Here is a 15,557-nt window from a genome sequence, read left to right as displayed (position 1 = left end):
CATTTCCCATCTGATTAACATCCAGATGTGGAAATGATTTTTTATTTTATATTAAGATAATCGCTATTACCAACCTTGTCCAGATATGTCATATTGATCTAAGTTACCTGCTTCCAAAGCAGTCAGTGCATCTTCTATAGTGTTTAACGCCGTGTCTAATTGCTCTTATGTTATCACCAATGGCGGTTGGAATCGCAACACATTTCCTGCTACAGCTATAATAACTACGCCATGCTCAAAGCAGTAATTACAAATTTTAAGTGCCGCACTGGCATCACGTGTTTTGAGTTTTTTGTCGGAAACAATATCAATACCAATGCTCAGACCTTTACCTCTAACATCGCCTACACTATTGTATTTAGATACCCATTGATCCATTCGTTTCCTAACATATTCCCCTTTTTCCGCACTAGCCTGAAGAAGCAACTGATCTTCAATCATTTGAATTGTGGCTAATGCAGCTTCACAACTAACTGGATTAGCACCTGTTGTAAATAAATGTGCTGGTGCTTCTAAACAATTCATAATCTCTTTGCGTCCAACAATTGCTGACATAGGCATACCACCTGCTAAGGATTTTCCGAAAGTGATTAAATCAGGCGTAAAATTAAAATGCGAGACTGAACTCCATGTACCTGTTCGCCCAAAACCTTGTTGAATATCATCGACAGCGATTAAAATACCATGTTCACGACAAATCTTTTCTAACGCTTCAAAATACCCTGGAACTGGTTCTAAAAGTCCACCATCGCCTTGTATCGTTTCAATAACAATACATGCTACTTCGTCAGCAGGTACATATTTCGCAAACATTTCTTTTAAGGGTGCTAAATATTCTTCTACTGAATTAGCTTGTGGCTGCTCGTACATACCACGATATTTATCTGGAAACGGAATATGATAAAAACCATTCAATAACGGACCATAATGTTTGCGCATATTTAAACTAATAGCTGACATAGACAATGAGCCAAAAGTTGAACCATGATATGCATTAGTGAAACTAATGATATAAGGACGCCCTGTATATGCTCTGGCAAATTTAATGATGCCATCATTTGCGTCTGATCCGGTTAATCCGAAGGTCACTCTTTTTTCAAAATCTCCAGGTGTAATCTCACAAAGCTTCTTAGCTAAACGTACCAACGGTTCATGATACATATATGCTGGTGTATAATGAATAAATTTATCAACTTGTGCCTTTATCGCTTCTGTTACTTCTCTAGGTGCATGACCTACGTTTTGAGAACTCGCACTCGATAACAAATCGATATATGTCTTCCCCTCAATATCAACCAATGTTGCTCCATATCCATGATCAATCACTAACGGATAATATTTAATACGTCCTGATTTCGCAAAATAATGTTCATCCTCTTGAATTAATTGATGTGCTTTACTCATATACATTCCCCTCCCATTGACAGTATTAATGTGCAAGCAAAGTGGCCTCTCTTAAATCGATTATAAAATCCGATTTAAAATCCTGCTCAAATACCGTCATGCCTCTATGAATACTATCCAATATACTAATAAAATTCAGATTTGTAAATATATTCTGATAATTAAGAATTTTATATCAATCTACTTTGTTTATGCGCATAATTTTGTTCGATTAGGGAATTGTTTACTATATTCCATTTGACTCTGAGGTGATACGAATGCGTTTAAAAGTATTGTTCCATTTCATTGCTGCTATTTTCATATCATTCATGTTGCTATGGATGACCATGTTGTTTGACTTAATAAGCAATCAATCACATTTAAAAGCTTTATTATTGAATTTAGATTTTCTAATTCCTTCTGACAATACACCATATATTCTAGAAATAATATGTCACTTACTAATTGGTAGCGTCATTTATTTTGTATTTGTGTTGCTGTTTCATACTTCTAAAAGGCTTTACTATCTATGTTATATCCCTTTATTTTTCTTATTTATAGCATTGTATCCCTTTTTAGTATTTATTGCGCAACGTCCAATTTTTCAATTTAGTGTGACAGAATTAATCGGTTGGATTATTACACATATTTTCTTTATGTCATTAATGGCGTTAGTCATACCTAGAATAAAATAATATTTTTAATTAAACTGACAATTATTTTTCACATTTTATACACTTTTCAAGGTTTATGACTTGAGAAATGTTCTCATTTTTATCATACTGGAGGTGTATTGAAAAGTTAAGGAGTGGAAAGTATGAATAAAGAGCAATTAGAAAAAATGAAAAATGGAAAAGGCTTTATTGCCGCATTAGACCAAAGTGGTGGTAGTACACCAAAAGCACTTAAAGAATATGGTGTAGACGAAGATCAATATAGCAATGAAGACGAAATGTTCCAACTTGTTCACGATATGCGTACACGTGTGGTAACTTCACCTTCATTCTCACCAGATAAAATTTTGGGTGCTATTCTTTTCGAACAAACAATGGATCGCGAAGTAGAAGGCAAATACACTGCAGATTACTTAGCTGATAAAGGTGTTGTTCCGTTCTTAAAAGTAGACAAAGGTCTTGCTGAAGAGCAAAATGGTGTTCAATTAATGAAACCAATCGACAACTTAGACAGTTTATTAGACCGTGCAAACGAACGTCACATTTTTGGTACAAAAATGCGTTCTAACATTTTAGAATTAAATGAGCAAGGTATCAAAGACGTTGTTGAACAACAATTTGAAGTTGCTAAACAAATTATTGCTAAAGGTTTAGTTCCAATTATCGAACCAGAAGTTAATATTAATGCAAAAGATAAAGCTGAAATTGAAAAAGTATTAAAAGCTGAACTTAAAAAAGGTTTAGATAGCTTAAATGCTGATCAATTAGTAATGTTGAAATTAACAATTCCTACTGAACCAAACTTATACAAAGAGTTAGCTGAACATCCTAATGTTGTTCGTGTCGTTGTATTATCAGGTGGTTACAGCAGAGAAAAAGCAAATGAATTACTTAAAGATAACGATGAACTTATCGCAAGTTTCTCACGTGCATTAGCTAGTGATTTAAGAGCTGATCAATCTAAAGAAGAATTCGATAAAGCTTTAGGTGATGCTGTAGAATCAATTTACGATGCTTCTGTAAACAAAAACTAATTTATGCATTAAACGTATTTTTTGATATAAACTACTAAAAAGGACTCATACATGTGCTTTAATGGCATTGTGTATGAGTCTTTTTTGATTAAAGTTGATTTTGCCGTATGTATTAGATTACGTAAAAAAATCGGACAGCTGAAAAATCTTTAAGATTTCTCAGTTGTCCGATTTTAAATATAGCTATTAGAATTTAGTTTTCGTAGTAACCTAATTCTAAGTCTTTTGAAGTTTGTTTACGGATTTTTCTCATTAATTTTTCGTCTTCAATTAATGATTCACCGTATGATGGAATCATTTTCTTGATTTTAGGTGCCCATTCAGTTTTGTATTCAGGGAAGTTACGTTCTAATACTTCTAACGCAACTGAAACTGAAGTTGAAGCCCCTGGTGATTCACCTAATAATGCGATTACAGTGTGGTCTTGTGAGTTAACCACTTCTGTACCGAATTGGATGAATCCTTTACCGTGTTCAGGTGTATCTTTGATAACTTGTACACGTTTACCAGCAGTGTATAATTGCCAATCTTCATTACGTGCTTCTGGATAGAAAGTACGTAAATGGTTCATACAACCTTCTTTTGTCATAATCACTTGGTCAAATGAGTATTTAATTAAAGGTAAGTTTTTAACTGCTGCTGCTAATAAAGTTGTAATGTTGTATGTTTTAACAGACTTGAATAAATCTAAGTTAGAACCATTTTTCAAGAATTTAGGTCCAACATTAGCAAATGGTCCAAATAATAATGTTCTTTGGCCGTCAATGTAACGCGTATCTAAATGAGGTACAGTCATTGGTGGTGTACCAGGTGGCTCTTTACCATAAACTTTGGCATCGTGTTGTTCAATAACTTGTGGGTTTGTACAAGCTAAGAATTGACCACTGATAGGGAATCCACCCAAATGTTTACTTTCAGGGATACCTGTTTTTTGTAATAATGGAATCGCTCCACCGCCAGCACCGATGAATACATAGTCAGTTACTTGTTTGAATTTCTCACCAGTTAGGCGATTTTTAACAGTAACTTCCCATTGACCATTTGATAATTGTTCAAAATCAACAACTTCATGGTTAAATTGCACTGTAGCATTTGGATGTGCTTCAATACTTTTAGCCATTTTACGTGTTAATTCACCGAAGTTTACATCTGTACCTTCGTCAATTTTACTTGCCGCCATGATACCAGGGTTATCTTCACGGCCTTTCATCATCAATGGAATCCATTTTTTCATTACTTCGATGTCTTCAGTATATTCGATATTATCGAACATAGGGAAAGCTTTCATCGCTTCGTAACGATCTTTTAAGAATTTAACATTGTTTTTACCTCTAACATAACTGATGTGTGGTAATGGATTGATAAATTCTCTTGGGTTCTCGATGCTACCGCTTTTCACTAAGTGACCCCAGAATTGTTTTGAAATCTCAAACTCTTCGTTAATCACTTTCGCTTTTTCGATGTCGATAGAACCATCAGGTTGTAAAACTGTGTAGTTCAACTCACATAATGCTGCATGACCCGTACCAGCATTATTTCTTTCGTTTGAACTTTCGATTGCAGGACGATCCAAGCGTTCGTAAACGTGGATATTCCAGTCTGGCTCAATTTCTTTTAACATTGAACCAAATGTTGTGCTAAGTACACCGGCTCCAATTAAAACGATGTCTTTACTATTAGACTTAGCCATTGGTTTCACCTCTCCAAAAATTGTAAATGTGTATCATCAATATGAAAGTTACATAAAACTGACATATTTCTTTAAAATATCAACGCCATAGATAACTTCCTGTTTTAATTGATACGCTGTAACAAAATACTATAGTTAGTGCTTACATGTATATGTTAAAGCAAGCAGTGGTAAATGTAAATTATAATTATTCATTAACTTTGCAATATATTAAATCTTTTATTCATAGAAGATAAATATCAAATCAATCATAATTATTTGACAACAAATAGCTAACGATTGTTTTAATCTACATTTGGCTTATAGCATTTTAAACCTATACTCTATTTTGATACAATATAAGTGTAAAATCAATCATAAAAAGGAGATTCAATATCTGCATCCAAGAAAAACATTACAATTACCTTTAATATTGAAAATTATTTTGAATCTTGCACTTATAGGTATTGTAATTATCGTTCTAACACATACTGAGTTTCAACTTAATGCCGGTGATAGTAATGTGTTTTTATTAAACTGGGATATTCGAGGTTTAACATCTTATATTTTCTCATTCTTAATACTGGTTGCGCTTGTTTCTAAACTAATTTTAATATTTATAACTAGACGACAAAGAACATCATAAATAAACAAGCAGTCCAGTGCGTATCATCATACCTTACGCATTGGACTGCTTTGCTATGTTTATTGATTGCTATCTTTTTGTTGTTGCCATTTTTCTATTTCAGAATCTCGTAGTTCAACACGACGAATTTTACCTGAGTTTGTTTTTGGTAAGTCGTCAACGAATTCAATCTCTCTCGGATATTTATATGGTGCAACTTCATTTTTAACAAATTGTTGTAGTTCTTTAACTAACGTATCATCACCCGCAGTATGGTCCTGTAAAATAACGAATGCTTTAACAATATTTCCTCGTATATCATGAGGCTTTGCTACTACAGCACATTCTTTAACGGCTGGATGATTCGTTAACGTATCTTCAACTTCAAAAGGCCCAATCGTATAGCCTGAACTAATAATAATGTCATCTCGACGTCCTTCAAACCAGAAATAACCATCATCATCTACATGAGCTAAGTCACCAGTGATGTAGTATTTACCTGTTTGCGCTTTCGCCGTACGTTCTGGCTCTTTATAATACCCTTTGAAAAGTGCTGGCAAATCAAGTGGTACTGCAATATTCCCTTTCGTATTAGCAGGTACGCTATTCCCCTCATCATCTACTACAGTGACCGAACTACCCGGAATGCCTTTACCCATTGATCCAATCCTCTGTGGTGTATCTTTTAAAAAGCCTATAAGCAAGGTACTTTCAGTCTGTCCATATCCATCTCTTACAGTTAAATTAAAGTATTTCTTGAATTGTTCAACTACTTCTCGATTTAGTGGCTCACCTGCAGAAACGGCACTATGTAAATGCGTTAAGTCATAATCATTTAAGTTCTGTAATTTAGCCATCATACGATATTCTGTCGGTGTACAACATAAAACATTAATTTGATATTTTTGAAGCAATTCTAAGTATGTTTCAGGACTGAACCTTCCATTAAATACAAAAGCAGTTGCACCTGAACCTAATACAGATAAGAAAGGACTCCATACCCATTTTTGCCAACCTGGTGCTGCTGTTGCCCAAACTAAGTCATCTTCATTAATACATAACCAATGTTTTGGTGCCATTTGTAAATGTGCAAATCCCCATCCATGACAATGTGTAACGGCTTTAGGATTGCCAGTTGTACCAGATGTATATGACAGAATCGCCATATCATCACGCGTCGTATCTGCCATTTCTAGTTTGTTACTTGCGTTTTCTTTTTCAGCTTCAAGTGAAATCCATCCATCTTTTTGACCGGCAATAACAAATTTAGTTAACGCATCATATTCTTTAATTTTTTCAAATTCAACTGTGAATGGCTCTAGTGCAATAACTGCATTTATTTCACCGTGCGTGATACGGTATTGTAAATCTTTAGTTCTTAGCATTTCAGAACATGGAATGATTGCAACACCTAATTTTAAAGCAGCAATATATAATTCATACGTCGCAATAGATCGTGGCATCATAATGAGTACTTTATCGCTTTTAGATAAACCGTGCGATGCTAAAACATTACCTACTTTATTAGACTGTTCAATGAGCTGTTGGTAAGTGACTGATATATCTTCGCCTTCAGTATTATGATATAGAATTGCCTTTTTATCTGGTATGTGGCTATATTTTTCGATTTCCGAAATAATGTTATATTTTTCAGGCGCGAATAGAGCTGACTTTTGCATAACTAACTTCCTTTCATACATCCACTTTTCCTGTGATGAACATTGTAATTTTATAAATGAATTATATATATCATACGCCTATCTTTACAGAATTTTCAATTAAATAGGGTTAAATACCAAAGTCCTCGACACTACACTTTGACATGACGTAGCATTCAAGGACTTTCAAATGATTGAGGGTTGATATCTCGGGCTAGACCATATCAGCTAATTCAATACGAATATTGTATGATAATTCACGATTAATTATTTTTACATCTGCACCTTTCGAAGTGCCACGATGCTTGTGTGTATGCTTGTACTCAGCTGAATTTTGCCAATGATAAAATGCTTGCCTATTTTCCCACAGCGTAATAATGATATAGTGTCTACCAGCTGTTCTAGGTCTTAAAAACCTTAATGCTTTAAATCCATCAACGTTTTTTAAATGCTTATTACGTCGCAAAAATTTTTGCTCGAATGTTTCTTCTTGTCCTTCGTTAATATATAAATGATTTAACACACATAATGAATCATTTGATAAATCATTTATCGCTTCTAGCACATCGTAATATGCAGTGTCATTATTTTTTTGTATTGTGAGACAATCATCCAGTTCTTCTATTACATAACTTCTATATTCATCATAAATGTTCATAATAAATGCCTTCATTTCATTTATATTTTTGGTCATATTACTTTATATCTATTACTAATTCATTCCCGTATTTATTAATTACAATCATAGTTTGGCTTCTTTTTAAAAGATAAGACTTTGTAAAAAGTATTAATATTTCATGCAAATGGGGACAGGAGTCGCCCACTATTTTTGTGTCTTCAATTTCATGATCATTATTTAACATTAGTCATGAAAATAGCCGACAACTTCATCTGTGAAATCACCGGCCTTTTATTTTAGCTAACTTTATTTCTGATTTTACGATTTTAATTGATCATACAGAGAAAGTGATCTTTTTACAATTTCTAAAAACTCATGATCTATATTGGACATTTGATGAAAATAAGACAAAATGTTTTCTGTTAGCTTCTCTTGTTTTGGGAATGAATCATCTTCTTTAATCCAAATCGCTAATTCGCCTAATGGTGTTTTATCATCTTTAAATGTTTGTATATATTCGTAAAAGCTCATAGTATTCCTTCTCTCAATTTACTTATATAAATCCTACCACGAAAGCTTTCAAGAAAACACAATTAAATGTCTATTTAGTGAACTTTTTAAGGTTGTGCACTCTTTTAATGTCTGCCAATTAGGTCAATTAATCATCACAATGTACAATTAACTCTATTTTCAGTTCATATACTCACACACCGTTTTTGAACAACACATTAACTTCTCATTTAGATAAAACGCAAAAAAGCCTGGCACCAATACAATAGATGCCAGACTAAGAGTCTACTATATAAATTTATTTAGCGTATGGTTTTACTTCGATTGCACCTTCATTTTCATCATGAACACCATGCTTATAATAATCAATATATTGTGGCTCTAAAGGCTTTCTGCCACGTATAATGTCTGCTGCTTTTTCAGCTAACATTAAAACAGGTGCGTGTATATTGCCATTTGTCGTACGTGGCATAGCGGATGCATCAACTACACGTAAATTTTCCATACCGTGGACTTTCATTGTTAACGGGTCAACTACTGCCATTGGATCTGAAGCAGGACCCATTTTAGCACTACAAGATGGGTGTAATGCTGTTTCACCATCTCTACGAACCCAATCAAGAATTTCTTCGTCTGTTTGCACTTCTGGTCCTGGTGAAATTTCTCCACCATTGAATGGATCCATTGCTTTTTGAGATAAGATATTTCTTGCTACACGAATTGCTTCTACCCATTCTTTTTTATCTTCTTCTGTTGATAAATAATTAAAGCGGATACTTGGTTTTTCGAATGGATCTTTAGATTTGATTTTCAAGCTACCACGAGAGTTTGAATACATTGGTCCTACGTGAACTTGATAACCATGTGCGACCGCTGCCTTTTGACCATCATATCTTACAGCTATTGGTAAGAAATGGAACATTAAGTTAGGATAATCAACTTCGTTATTTGAACGTACAAATCCGCCACCTTCAAAATGGTTAGATGCTGCTGCACCTGTACGTGTGAAAATCCATTGTAAACCAATAAATGGCATGCGCTTGATATCTAAGCTTGGCTGTAATGATACAGGTTCCTTACATTTATGTTGTATGTATACCTCTAAGTGATCTTCAAAGTTTTCACCCACACCAGGTAAATGAACACGTGGCTCAATGCCTTTTGATTTTAGGAACTCTGAATCACCGATACCAGATAATTGCAGTAATTGTGGCGTATTGAATGCCCCACCAGACAAAATGACTTCATTAGCATCGATGGTATGTAATTTGCCATTTTTCTTATACGTAACACCAGTTGCTCTTCTACCTTCAAAATGAATTTCAGTTACAAAGGCACGTGTTTCAACGGTTAAGTTTTTACGCTTCATAGCTGGATGTAAATATGCTCTTGAAGCTGACATTCGGCGACCACGATGTACTTGACTATCGAACGGTCCAAAACCTTCTTGTCTAAATCCATTCACATCAGGTGTTTTATGATAGCCTGCTTCAACACCTGCATCAAAGAATGACTGGAATAAAGGATTCGTTGCTGGCCCTCGTTTTAACTTAATTGGTCCATCATGGCCTCTAAATTTATCATAAGGCGCTGCACCGTATGTTTTTTCTAATTTTTTAAAATACGGTAAACAGTGCGCAAAATCCCAAGTTTCCATACCTTCTGGTTCTGCCCAGCCTTCATAGTCCATTGGATTACCACGTTGGTAAATCATGCCATTAATCGAACTTGATCCACCTAAAACTTTACCTCGGGCATGTGCTACTTTACGACCGCCCATATGTGGTTCTTCATCTGTTGAATAAATCCAATCGTAAAATTTATTGCCTGAAGGGAACATTAACGCAGCAGGCATTTGGATAAATAAATCCCAAAAATAATCACTGCGACCCGCTTCTAATACTAAGACTTCTTTATCTTTATCTTCACTCAGACGATTACCTAGTACAGAACCTGCACTGCCTCCTCCAATGATGACATAATCATATGATTTATTTTTGTTACTCATCGTTATGACCTCCAAAGTTTGTTGTATTTCAAAGTGAGTATTGCATGAAATATTTGTTAGTGGCTGATTGGTTATCGTTGAATTACTAAACTTAGCTAACCAAAACACTCGCTTTTCCTTTTACGATTGTTACTAACAGTCATGAAATAATCTATGATTCATTTTGCGTTTAGTCCAAATTATCAATCAACATTTCGCCACTTATACAAAACAAAGTGAGTGTCTTGTGTTCTTACAATGGCACTCACCTTATCTAATTTTTATTTGCTAAACCAATTCACTAATTGTGGATTTGTATTTGTTAAAATGTGTTTTGAAACAAGGTACTCTTCTAAGCCTTCTTTGCCTAATTCTCTACCGATACCTGATTGTTTGTATCCACCCCATGGCGCTTGTGCAAAATATGGATGAAAATCATTAATCCACACCGTTCCAAGTTTCAACTTGTTAGCAACGCGTTGTGCTTTTCCAATATCTTTAGAAAATACAGCACCTGCTAAACCATATATAGAATCATTCGCTAATTGAATCGCTTCTTGTTCAGTTTCAAAGCCTTCTACAGTAACGACAGGTCCGAAAACCTCTTCTTGTACAATACGCATTGACGTATCACAATTTGTAATGACTGTTGGCTCGAAGAATAGACCATCTTTTAAATCGTCTCTATCTGGACGTTTACCACCAACAGCAATTGTTGCGCCTTCTGCTTTAGCTACATCCATATAAGATTCGATCTTATTACGATGTTCTGTTGAAATCACTGGTCCCATTTCAGTATCAGCATCAAAACCATTACCTAATTTGATTTTTTTCACGCGATCAATAAGTGCTTGCTCAAATTTGTCTTTAATACTGTTTTGTACTAATATTCTTGATCCTGCTGAACAAACTTGACCTGCATGGAAATATCCACCATTTAACGCTTGGTCTACTGCCAATTCAAAATCAGCATCATCAAAGATAATGTTTGGATTTTTACCGCCAAGTTCCAAGGCAATATTCGTAACATTATTAGCAGCATTTTTCATAATATGCTTACCAGTCTCAATGCCACCTGTAAATGATACAAGGTCAACCTCTTTATGACCTGACATTACGTCACCAACTTCAGAACCTGCACCTAGAATAAGATTAATTGTTCCTTTAGGGAAACCAACTTCTTCCATTAATTCAAAAACACGTATCGTTGTTAATGGTGTAATTTCACTTGGTTTCATAACTATTGAACAACCCGTAGCAAGCGCTGGCGCAATTTTCCATGATGCTTGTAATAACGGATAATTCCAAGGTGTAATTTGTGTAACTACACCTACTGGTTCTTTAACAATTTTGCTTTCTGTATCTGGAATTGGTGAATCAATCATTTCGCCACCGTCTTTATCTGCTAATCCAGCAAAATACATAAACACGTTATGAATATCATCCATATCTGCATATGATTCTTCTAACGTTTTTCCAGTATCTAATGTTTCTAATCGTGCTAACGCTTCGCGATGTTCTTTAATCTTGTCCGCGATGGCACGCACTTTTTTACCTCTTGTTTCAGCAGTTTCTTGCGACCACTCACCAGATTCGAACGCACGTCTTGCTGCTAAGATTGCACGTTCTGCATCCTCTTTTGTTCCTTCAGAAACCGTAAATATCACTTCTTGATTGTAAGGATTGATAATATCTCTTGTATTTTTATTCGCGCTTTCAACCCACTCACCATCAATATATTGACGCTGAGATAAATGTTTTAAAAGTTCCATTCAACAACCTCCGTTAAGTTTGTTAAATTTTTATTTAACGAATTTTACAAACTTATGTTAGCATAGAAATGAAAAATGTGTCAATTTACAAAACAACTCAAGAATTAAGTTTTGTAAGTTTGTTAGATTTTTATTTAACGAAACATTTAACTTTAATGCTTTAAATATTTTTAATGTCTTTTTTTAGAAAAGGTTTTATAATGTATTAGTATTTATTTTAACGTGACCAAAATGATGTACGGAGGTGCAATGATGACTCGTTCTCAGAACAAACAGCAACAATTAGAACAAGCAAAAGATATTGTAATTAATTCAATTGGACAGACAATGGATTTGTATGGCACGAACAGAAGTGTAGGAAACTTATATGGCACTATGGTGTTTGAAGGCAGTATGACGCTTGATGAAATGCGTCATCAATTGCAAATGAGCAAACCAAGTATGAGTGCTGGCGTTAAGAAATTGCAGGAATTTGATATTGTTAAACAACAATTTACGAGAGGAAGCCGCAAACAACATTTTATCGCCGAGAAAGACTTTTTCATCTTTTTCCGAAACTTTTTCACTAAAAAATTTCAGCGTGAAATTGACATCAATGTCGAAGCAGTAAAAGATGCTCAAGCTATTATCAATCCATTACTTGAAAGCAGTGATTTAACTGAAGCTGAAACACAAGAGGCACAAAAAATTAAAGCTCAGCTTGATCATACACATGTTTATTACGAATGGTTAGAACAGTTAACCGAAGCGATTGAAAGCGGTGAAATTTTCAAATATTTCCCAATTCCAGAACAGCCTTCTGATTCTGAAAATTAAAATTGACTCAAACAACGACAATGATGATTATGCATGATAAAAACAATGCAATAGGTCCACGAAATAAACGGTAATTTCTATCTCAATAAATAGAAATTACCGTTTTTGTTTTATATGACAATCAATTATGGAGGTATTTTCTAGGGCTTTCTTAGATTCGTTACATTGCTTCGCCAATATATTTCAATTAGCTATTCTCGCCCTCACGTACTCTATCAATAATATTTTGTATTTGTTCACGTTTTTCATATTCATTTTCTACAAAATAAACTAACGGTTCATCTTTGATAGTAACCCAAGGTACAAGTACATCAAAATCTAATTCTTTAACCATCTCTAAACTTTGAATAGATTTTTCTCTATCACTTGAACCTAATATAACTGTACGCCATCTCTTCCCTTCAAAACATATAAAATCTCCAGTAAATAAGTAACGGTGATGACCATCATCCCATAAAAATAGTGTCGTCCCTGGTGTATGTCCAGGCGCGGGAATAACTTCTAAATCCTTATCCAACATTACACGATTACTAAATTGTTTTTGAACAGAAATCTTATGTTTCAGTGCAGCCACATCATTTTCATGTATAAAGTAAGGGGCTTCAACTTGATTAGAACCTCCTATAGATTCATGATCATGATTCATCAATACTTTTGAAACACCACCTAATGATGCAATGTTTTGTTGGGAGTCACCTAAGTGTCCGGAATGATAGATAACAATATTACCTGTTTCACGTTTTAAAATAAAAGATTTAAATAGAAATCGATTATCAAAAGGCAGTTCCGAAGTAGGTGTCGCATATAAGTTTTTTGTGATGGATTCTAAACTGTCATGTAATTTGGACTGTTTATTTTTAAATTGATTAGTCATTTTATTTCATCCTTCGATTAATTTGAATTGTACATACGCAATACCCTTTATTTAATTTAATAATCAATGAGAGTCTTTCAAACTTCGATTTAGAATATGCTTCATACAATAAATAAGTACTTGGAGCACTAAAAAATTAAATCTTTTAGTACAACATTAATGAAAACCTAAAAGTTCATCCTACAATGCTACTAAAAAAAGGGGAATGGAACAGAAATGATATTTTCACAAAATTCATTTCGTCGTCCCAGACCCGCTTTGAATTATAAATTATCGTCTTGTTCTTCTTCTGATACTTGAACGATTCGCAATGAACGACGTTCAACTTCTTTTAATTTTTCAGCACGCGTTTCAAGTTTAATTCTATCGCGCCCTAAAATGATTAAAAATGATATCATCATGAAAATAAAAATAACAATTAATGGCACACTTGCCAGTATTGAAGCAGTTTTCAATACTTCTAATGCACGTTCGCCACCAACTAGCATCAATGAAAATGGCAATAAGCACAATGCAAATGCCCAGAATAAACGATTGGCACGTAATGGTTCGCCTACCACTTTTTTCTGAGATGCTGCCGCTAAAATATATGAACCCGAATCAAATGTTGTTGCTAAGAATAAGAAAGCAGATACTAAGAATAATACAATCATCAATGATGGGAATGGTAAATGATGCACCACTTCAATAATGGTTGCCTCTGTACCATGTGTATTTAAATATTGTGTTACATTAAACTGTCCAGAAATTTGTAAATACACAGCATAGTTACCAAAAATACCAAAGAATAATACGCATCCAAGCGTTCCATAAATAATTGTTCCTAGCACGACTTCTTTAAGGCGTCGACCTTTTGAAATTCTAGCGATAAATAAACCGATAAATGGCGCATATACTAACCACCATGACCAGTAGAATATTGTCCAGTCTTGTGGGAAATTCGTTTCTTTTCGACCTTTAATACCACCGAATGGTTCTAACCATGTTGCCATATGAAAGAAATCTCTCAACATATTTCCGAACCCTGTCACTGTCGTTTCCATAATAAAAACAGTCGGTCCAATAATAAATATAAAGGCTAAAAGTACAAAGGATAGCCAAACGTTGATATCACTTAACTTTTGAATACCTTTTTTCAATCCTGTATATGAACTAATGGCAAAGATAACCGTGATTGTTAATAAAATGGCCGAACGTAAAATCATATTTTTACCATCTAAACCAGTTAATCTTTCTATGCCTGCAGAAATTAATGGCACACCTAACGCTAGTGATGTTGCCGCACCACCTAGCAATCCAAAGATAAATAAGATATCTACAACTTTACCTACAAATTTATCTGTTTGACCTTTTAAAATCGGACGACAAGCTTGACTAATTTTATACACCGGTTGTTTTTTAACAAATACTAAATAACCAATTGGTAATGCTGGTAAAACGTAAATAGCCCAAGCAATTGGCCCCCAGTGGAACATACCATATTGCGTCGCATATTGGAGTGCTTCATCACTCATACTTTTCGCGCCATTTGGTGGAACTTGATAGTAAAAAGCCCATTCAATAACGCCCCAGTATAAAATATCAGAGCCTATGCCTGCACAAAACAGCATTGCCGCCCATGTAAATGTATTAAATTCTGGTTTATCACTTGCTTTACCAAGTGTGACATTACCATATTTACCAAATGCGATATACATTACAAAGCAAAAAATCGCCAGCCCCATAAATAAATATATCGAACCAATTGAATCAGAAATGGCACTATTAATACCAGTGATGATATCTTCACTTGCTTTTGGAAAAGCCATCATAGGTATAACTGCAAAAAGAAGTACAGCTACTGTCCCTATAAAGGTCGTCCAGTCCATAACTTTCTCTTTTTTCAATTGTGCTCCCCCTAATTATTAATTTTATGAATCCTGTTTCGATTTATCTC

The 15,557-nt window shown here is 34.4% G+C and carries 13 protein-coding genes and 1 pseudogene; 5 read left to right on the top strand and 9 right to left on the bottom strand.

What is annotated here, in order from left to right; translation table 11 throughout:
- Positions 1-66 precede the first annotated feature (66 nt).
- Positions 67-1,404, bottom strand: a pseudogene (locus JQN76_RS04335) (aspartate aminotransferase family protein).
- Positions 1,405-1,661: 257 nt separating this feature from the next.
- On the opposite strand from JQN76_RS04335, the gene JQN76_RS04330 reads away from it, so the two are divergent.
- On the top strand, positions 1,662-2,078 hold the full coding sequence (locus JQN76_RS04330) for a hypothetical protein (RefSeq protein WP_001237629.1): 417 nt from the start codon (positions 1,662-1,664) through the stop codon (positions 2,076-2,078).
- 122 nt (positions 2,079-2,200) lie between these two features.
- Positions 2,201-3,091 carry a fructose bisphosphate aldolase gene (locus tag JQN76_RS04325; protein ID WP_001031400.1) on the top strand — a complete coding sequence of 297 codons (891 nt, stop codon included), beginning with the start codon at positions 2,201-2,203 and terminating at the stop codon, positions 3,089-3,091.
- A 193-nt stretch (positions 3,092-3,284) separates the two neighbouring features.
- On the opposite strand, the gene lqo is transcribed toward JQN76_RS04325, so the two are convergent.
- Positions 3,285-4,781, bottom strand: a complete 1,497-nt coding sequence (lqo, locus tag JQN76_RS04320) for an L-lactate dehydrogenase (quinone) (protein WP_001130051.1) — start codon at positions 4,779-4,781, stop codon at positions 3,285-3,287.
- A gap of 295 nt (positions 4,782-5,076) precedes the next feature.
- Here lqo and JQN76_RS04315 point away from each other — a divergent pair, with 295 nt between their 5' ends.
- Positions 5,077-5,406: a hypothetical protein gene (locus JQN76_RS04315; protein ID WP_001791980.1), complete on the top strand. Its 330-nt coding sequence runs from the start codon at positions 5,077-5,079 to the stop codon at positions 5,404-5,406.
- Positions 5,407-5,465: 59 nt separating this feature from the next.
- Here JQN76_RS04315 and mbcS read toward each other — a convergent pair whose 3' ends face one another.
- The 5 genes from mbcS to betB all read right to left on the bottom strand — a co-directional run bounded on the left by mbcS (position 5,466) and on the right by betB (position 11,931).
- On the bottom strand, positions 5,466-7,064 hold the full coding sequence (mbcS, locus tag JQN76_RS04310; protein ID WP_001836725.1) for an acyl-CoA synthetase MbcS: 1,599 nt from the start codon (positions 7,062-7,064) through the stop codon (positions 5,466-5,468).
- A gap of 193 nt (positions 7,065-7,257) precedes the next feature.
- Positions 7,258-7,701: an antibiotic biosynthesis monooxygenase family protein gene (locus tag JQN76_RS04305; RefSeq protein ID WP_001028786.1), complete on the bottom strand. Its 444-nt coding sequence runs from the start codon at positions 7,699-7,701 to the stop codon at positions 7,258-7,260.
- Positions 7,702-7,980: 279 nt separating this feature from the next.
- Positions 7,981-8,193: a sterile alpha motif-like domain-containing protein gene (locus JQN76_RS04300; protein ID WP_000011688.1), complete on the bottom strand. Its 213-nt coding sequence runs from the start codon at positions 8,191-8,193 to the stop codon at positions 7,981-7,983.
- Between the two features lie 277 nt (positions 8,194-8,470).
- On the bottom strand, positions 8,471-10,180 hold the full coding sequence (gene betA, locus JQN76_RS04295) for a choline dehydrogenase (RefSeq protein WP_000066516.1): 1,710 nt from the start codon (positions 10,178-10,180) through the stop codon (positions 8,471-8,473).
- Between the two features lie 260 nt (positions 10,181-10,440).
- Positions 10,441-11,931, bottom strand: a complete 1,491-nt coding sequence (gene betB / locus JQN76_RS04290; protein ID WP_000421697.1) for a betaine-aldehyde dehydrogenase — start codon at positions 11,929-11,931, stop codon at positions 10,441-10,443.
- Between the two features lie 68 nt (positions 11,932-11,999).
- On the opposite strand from betB, the gene JQN76_RS04285 reads away from it, so the two are divergent.
- Positions 12,000-12,095: a hypothetical protein gene (locus JQN76_RS04285; protein WP_001803568.1), complete on the top strand. Its 96-nt coding sequence runs from the start codon at positions 12,000-12,002 to the stop codon at positions 12,093-12,095.
- Between the two features lie 88 nt (positions 12,096-12,183).
- A complete protein-coding gene (cudC, locus tag JQN76_RS04280; protein WP_000198598.1) occupies positions 12,184-12,747 on the top strand; it encodes a choline uptake/conversion transcriptional regulator CudC in 564 nt (187 codons plus the stop codon).
- Positions 12,748-12,934: 187 nt separating this feature from the next.
- Here cudC and JQN76_RS04275 read toward each other — a convergent pair whose 3' ends face one another.
- A complete protein-coding gene (locus JQN76_RS04275; RefSeq protein WP_000184400.1) occupies positions 12,935-13,621 on the bottom strand; it encodes an MBL fold metallo-hydrolase in 687 nt (228 codons plus the stop codon).
- 263 nt (positions 13,622-13,884) lie between these two features.
- Positions 13,885-15,507, bottom strand: coding sequence for a BCCT family transporter (locus tag JQN76_RS04270; RefSeq protein WP_000711870.1), 1,623 nt, complete (start codon positions 15,505-15,507; stop codon positions 13,885-13,887).
- Positions 15,508-15,557 lie beyond the last annotated feature (50 nt).

This window comes from Staphylococcus sp. SM3655 (genome assembly GCF_016917315.1).
In the GTDB taxonomy this organism is placed as follows: domain Bacteria; phylum Bacillota; class Bacilli; order Staphylococcales; family Staphylococcaceae; genus Staphylococcus; species Staphylococcus aureus.
The sequence above is the reverse complement of the archived record's forward strand: the minus strand, read 5'-3'. Positions and strand labels throughout refer to the sequence as shown.

Coding starts and splice junctions, on each gene's coding strand:
- JQN76_RS04275 (WP_000184400.1), bottom strand. CDS start 13,621: ATGACTAATCAATTTAAAAATAAACAGTCCAAATTACATGACAGTTTA.
- cudC (WP_000198598.1), top strand. CDS start 12,184: ATGACTCGTTCTCAGAACAAACAGCAACAATTAGAACAAGCAAAAGAT.
- JQN76_RS04305 (WP_001028786.1), bottom strand. CDS start 7,701: ATGAACATTTATGATGAATATAGAAGTTATGTAATAGAAGAACTGGAT.
- JQN76_RS04285 (WP_001803568.1), top strand. CDS start 12,000: ATGAAAAATGTGTCAATTTACAAAACAACTCAAGAATTAAGTTTTGTA.
- JQN76_RS04325 (WP_001031400.1), top strand. CDS start 2,201: ATGAATAAAGAGCAATTAGAAAAAATGAAAAATGGAAAAGGCTTTATT.
- betA (WP_000066516.1), bottom strand. CDS start 10,180: ATGAGTAACAAAAATAAATCATATGATTATGTCATCATTGGAGGAGGC.
- lqo (WP_001130051.1), bottom strand. CDS start 4,781: ATGGCTAAGTCTAATAGTAAAGACATCGTTTTAATTGGAGCCGGTGTA.
- JQN76_RS04330 (WP_001237629.1), top strand. CDS start 1,662: ATGCGTTTAAAAGTATTGTTCCATTTCATTGCTGCTATTTTCATATCA.
- JQN76_RS04300 (WP_000011688.1), bottom strand. CDS start 8,193: ATGAGCTTTTACGAATATATACAAACATTTAAAGATGATAAAACACCA.
- betB (WP_000421697.1), bottom strand. CDS start 11,931: ATGGAACTTTTAAAACATTTATCTCAGCGTCAATATATTGATGGTGAG.
- mbcS (WP_001836725.1), bottom strand. CDS start 7,064: ATGCAAAAGTCAGCTCTATTCGCGCCTGAAAAATATAACATTATTTCG.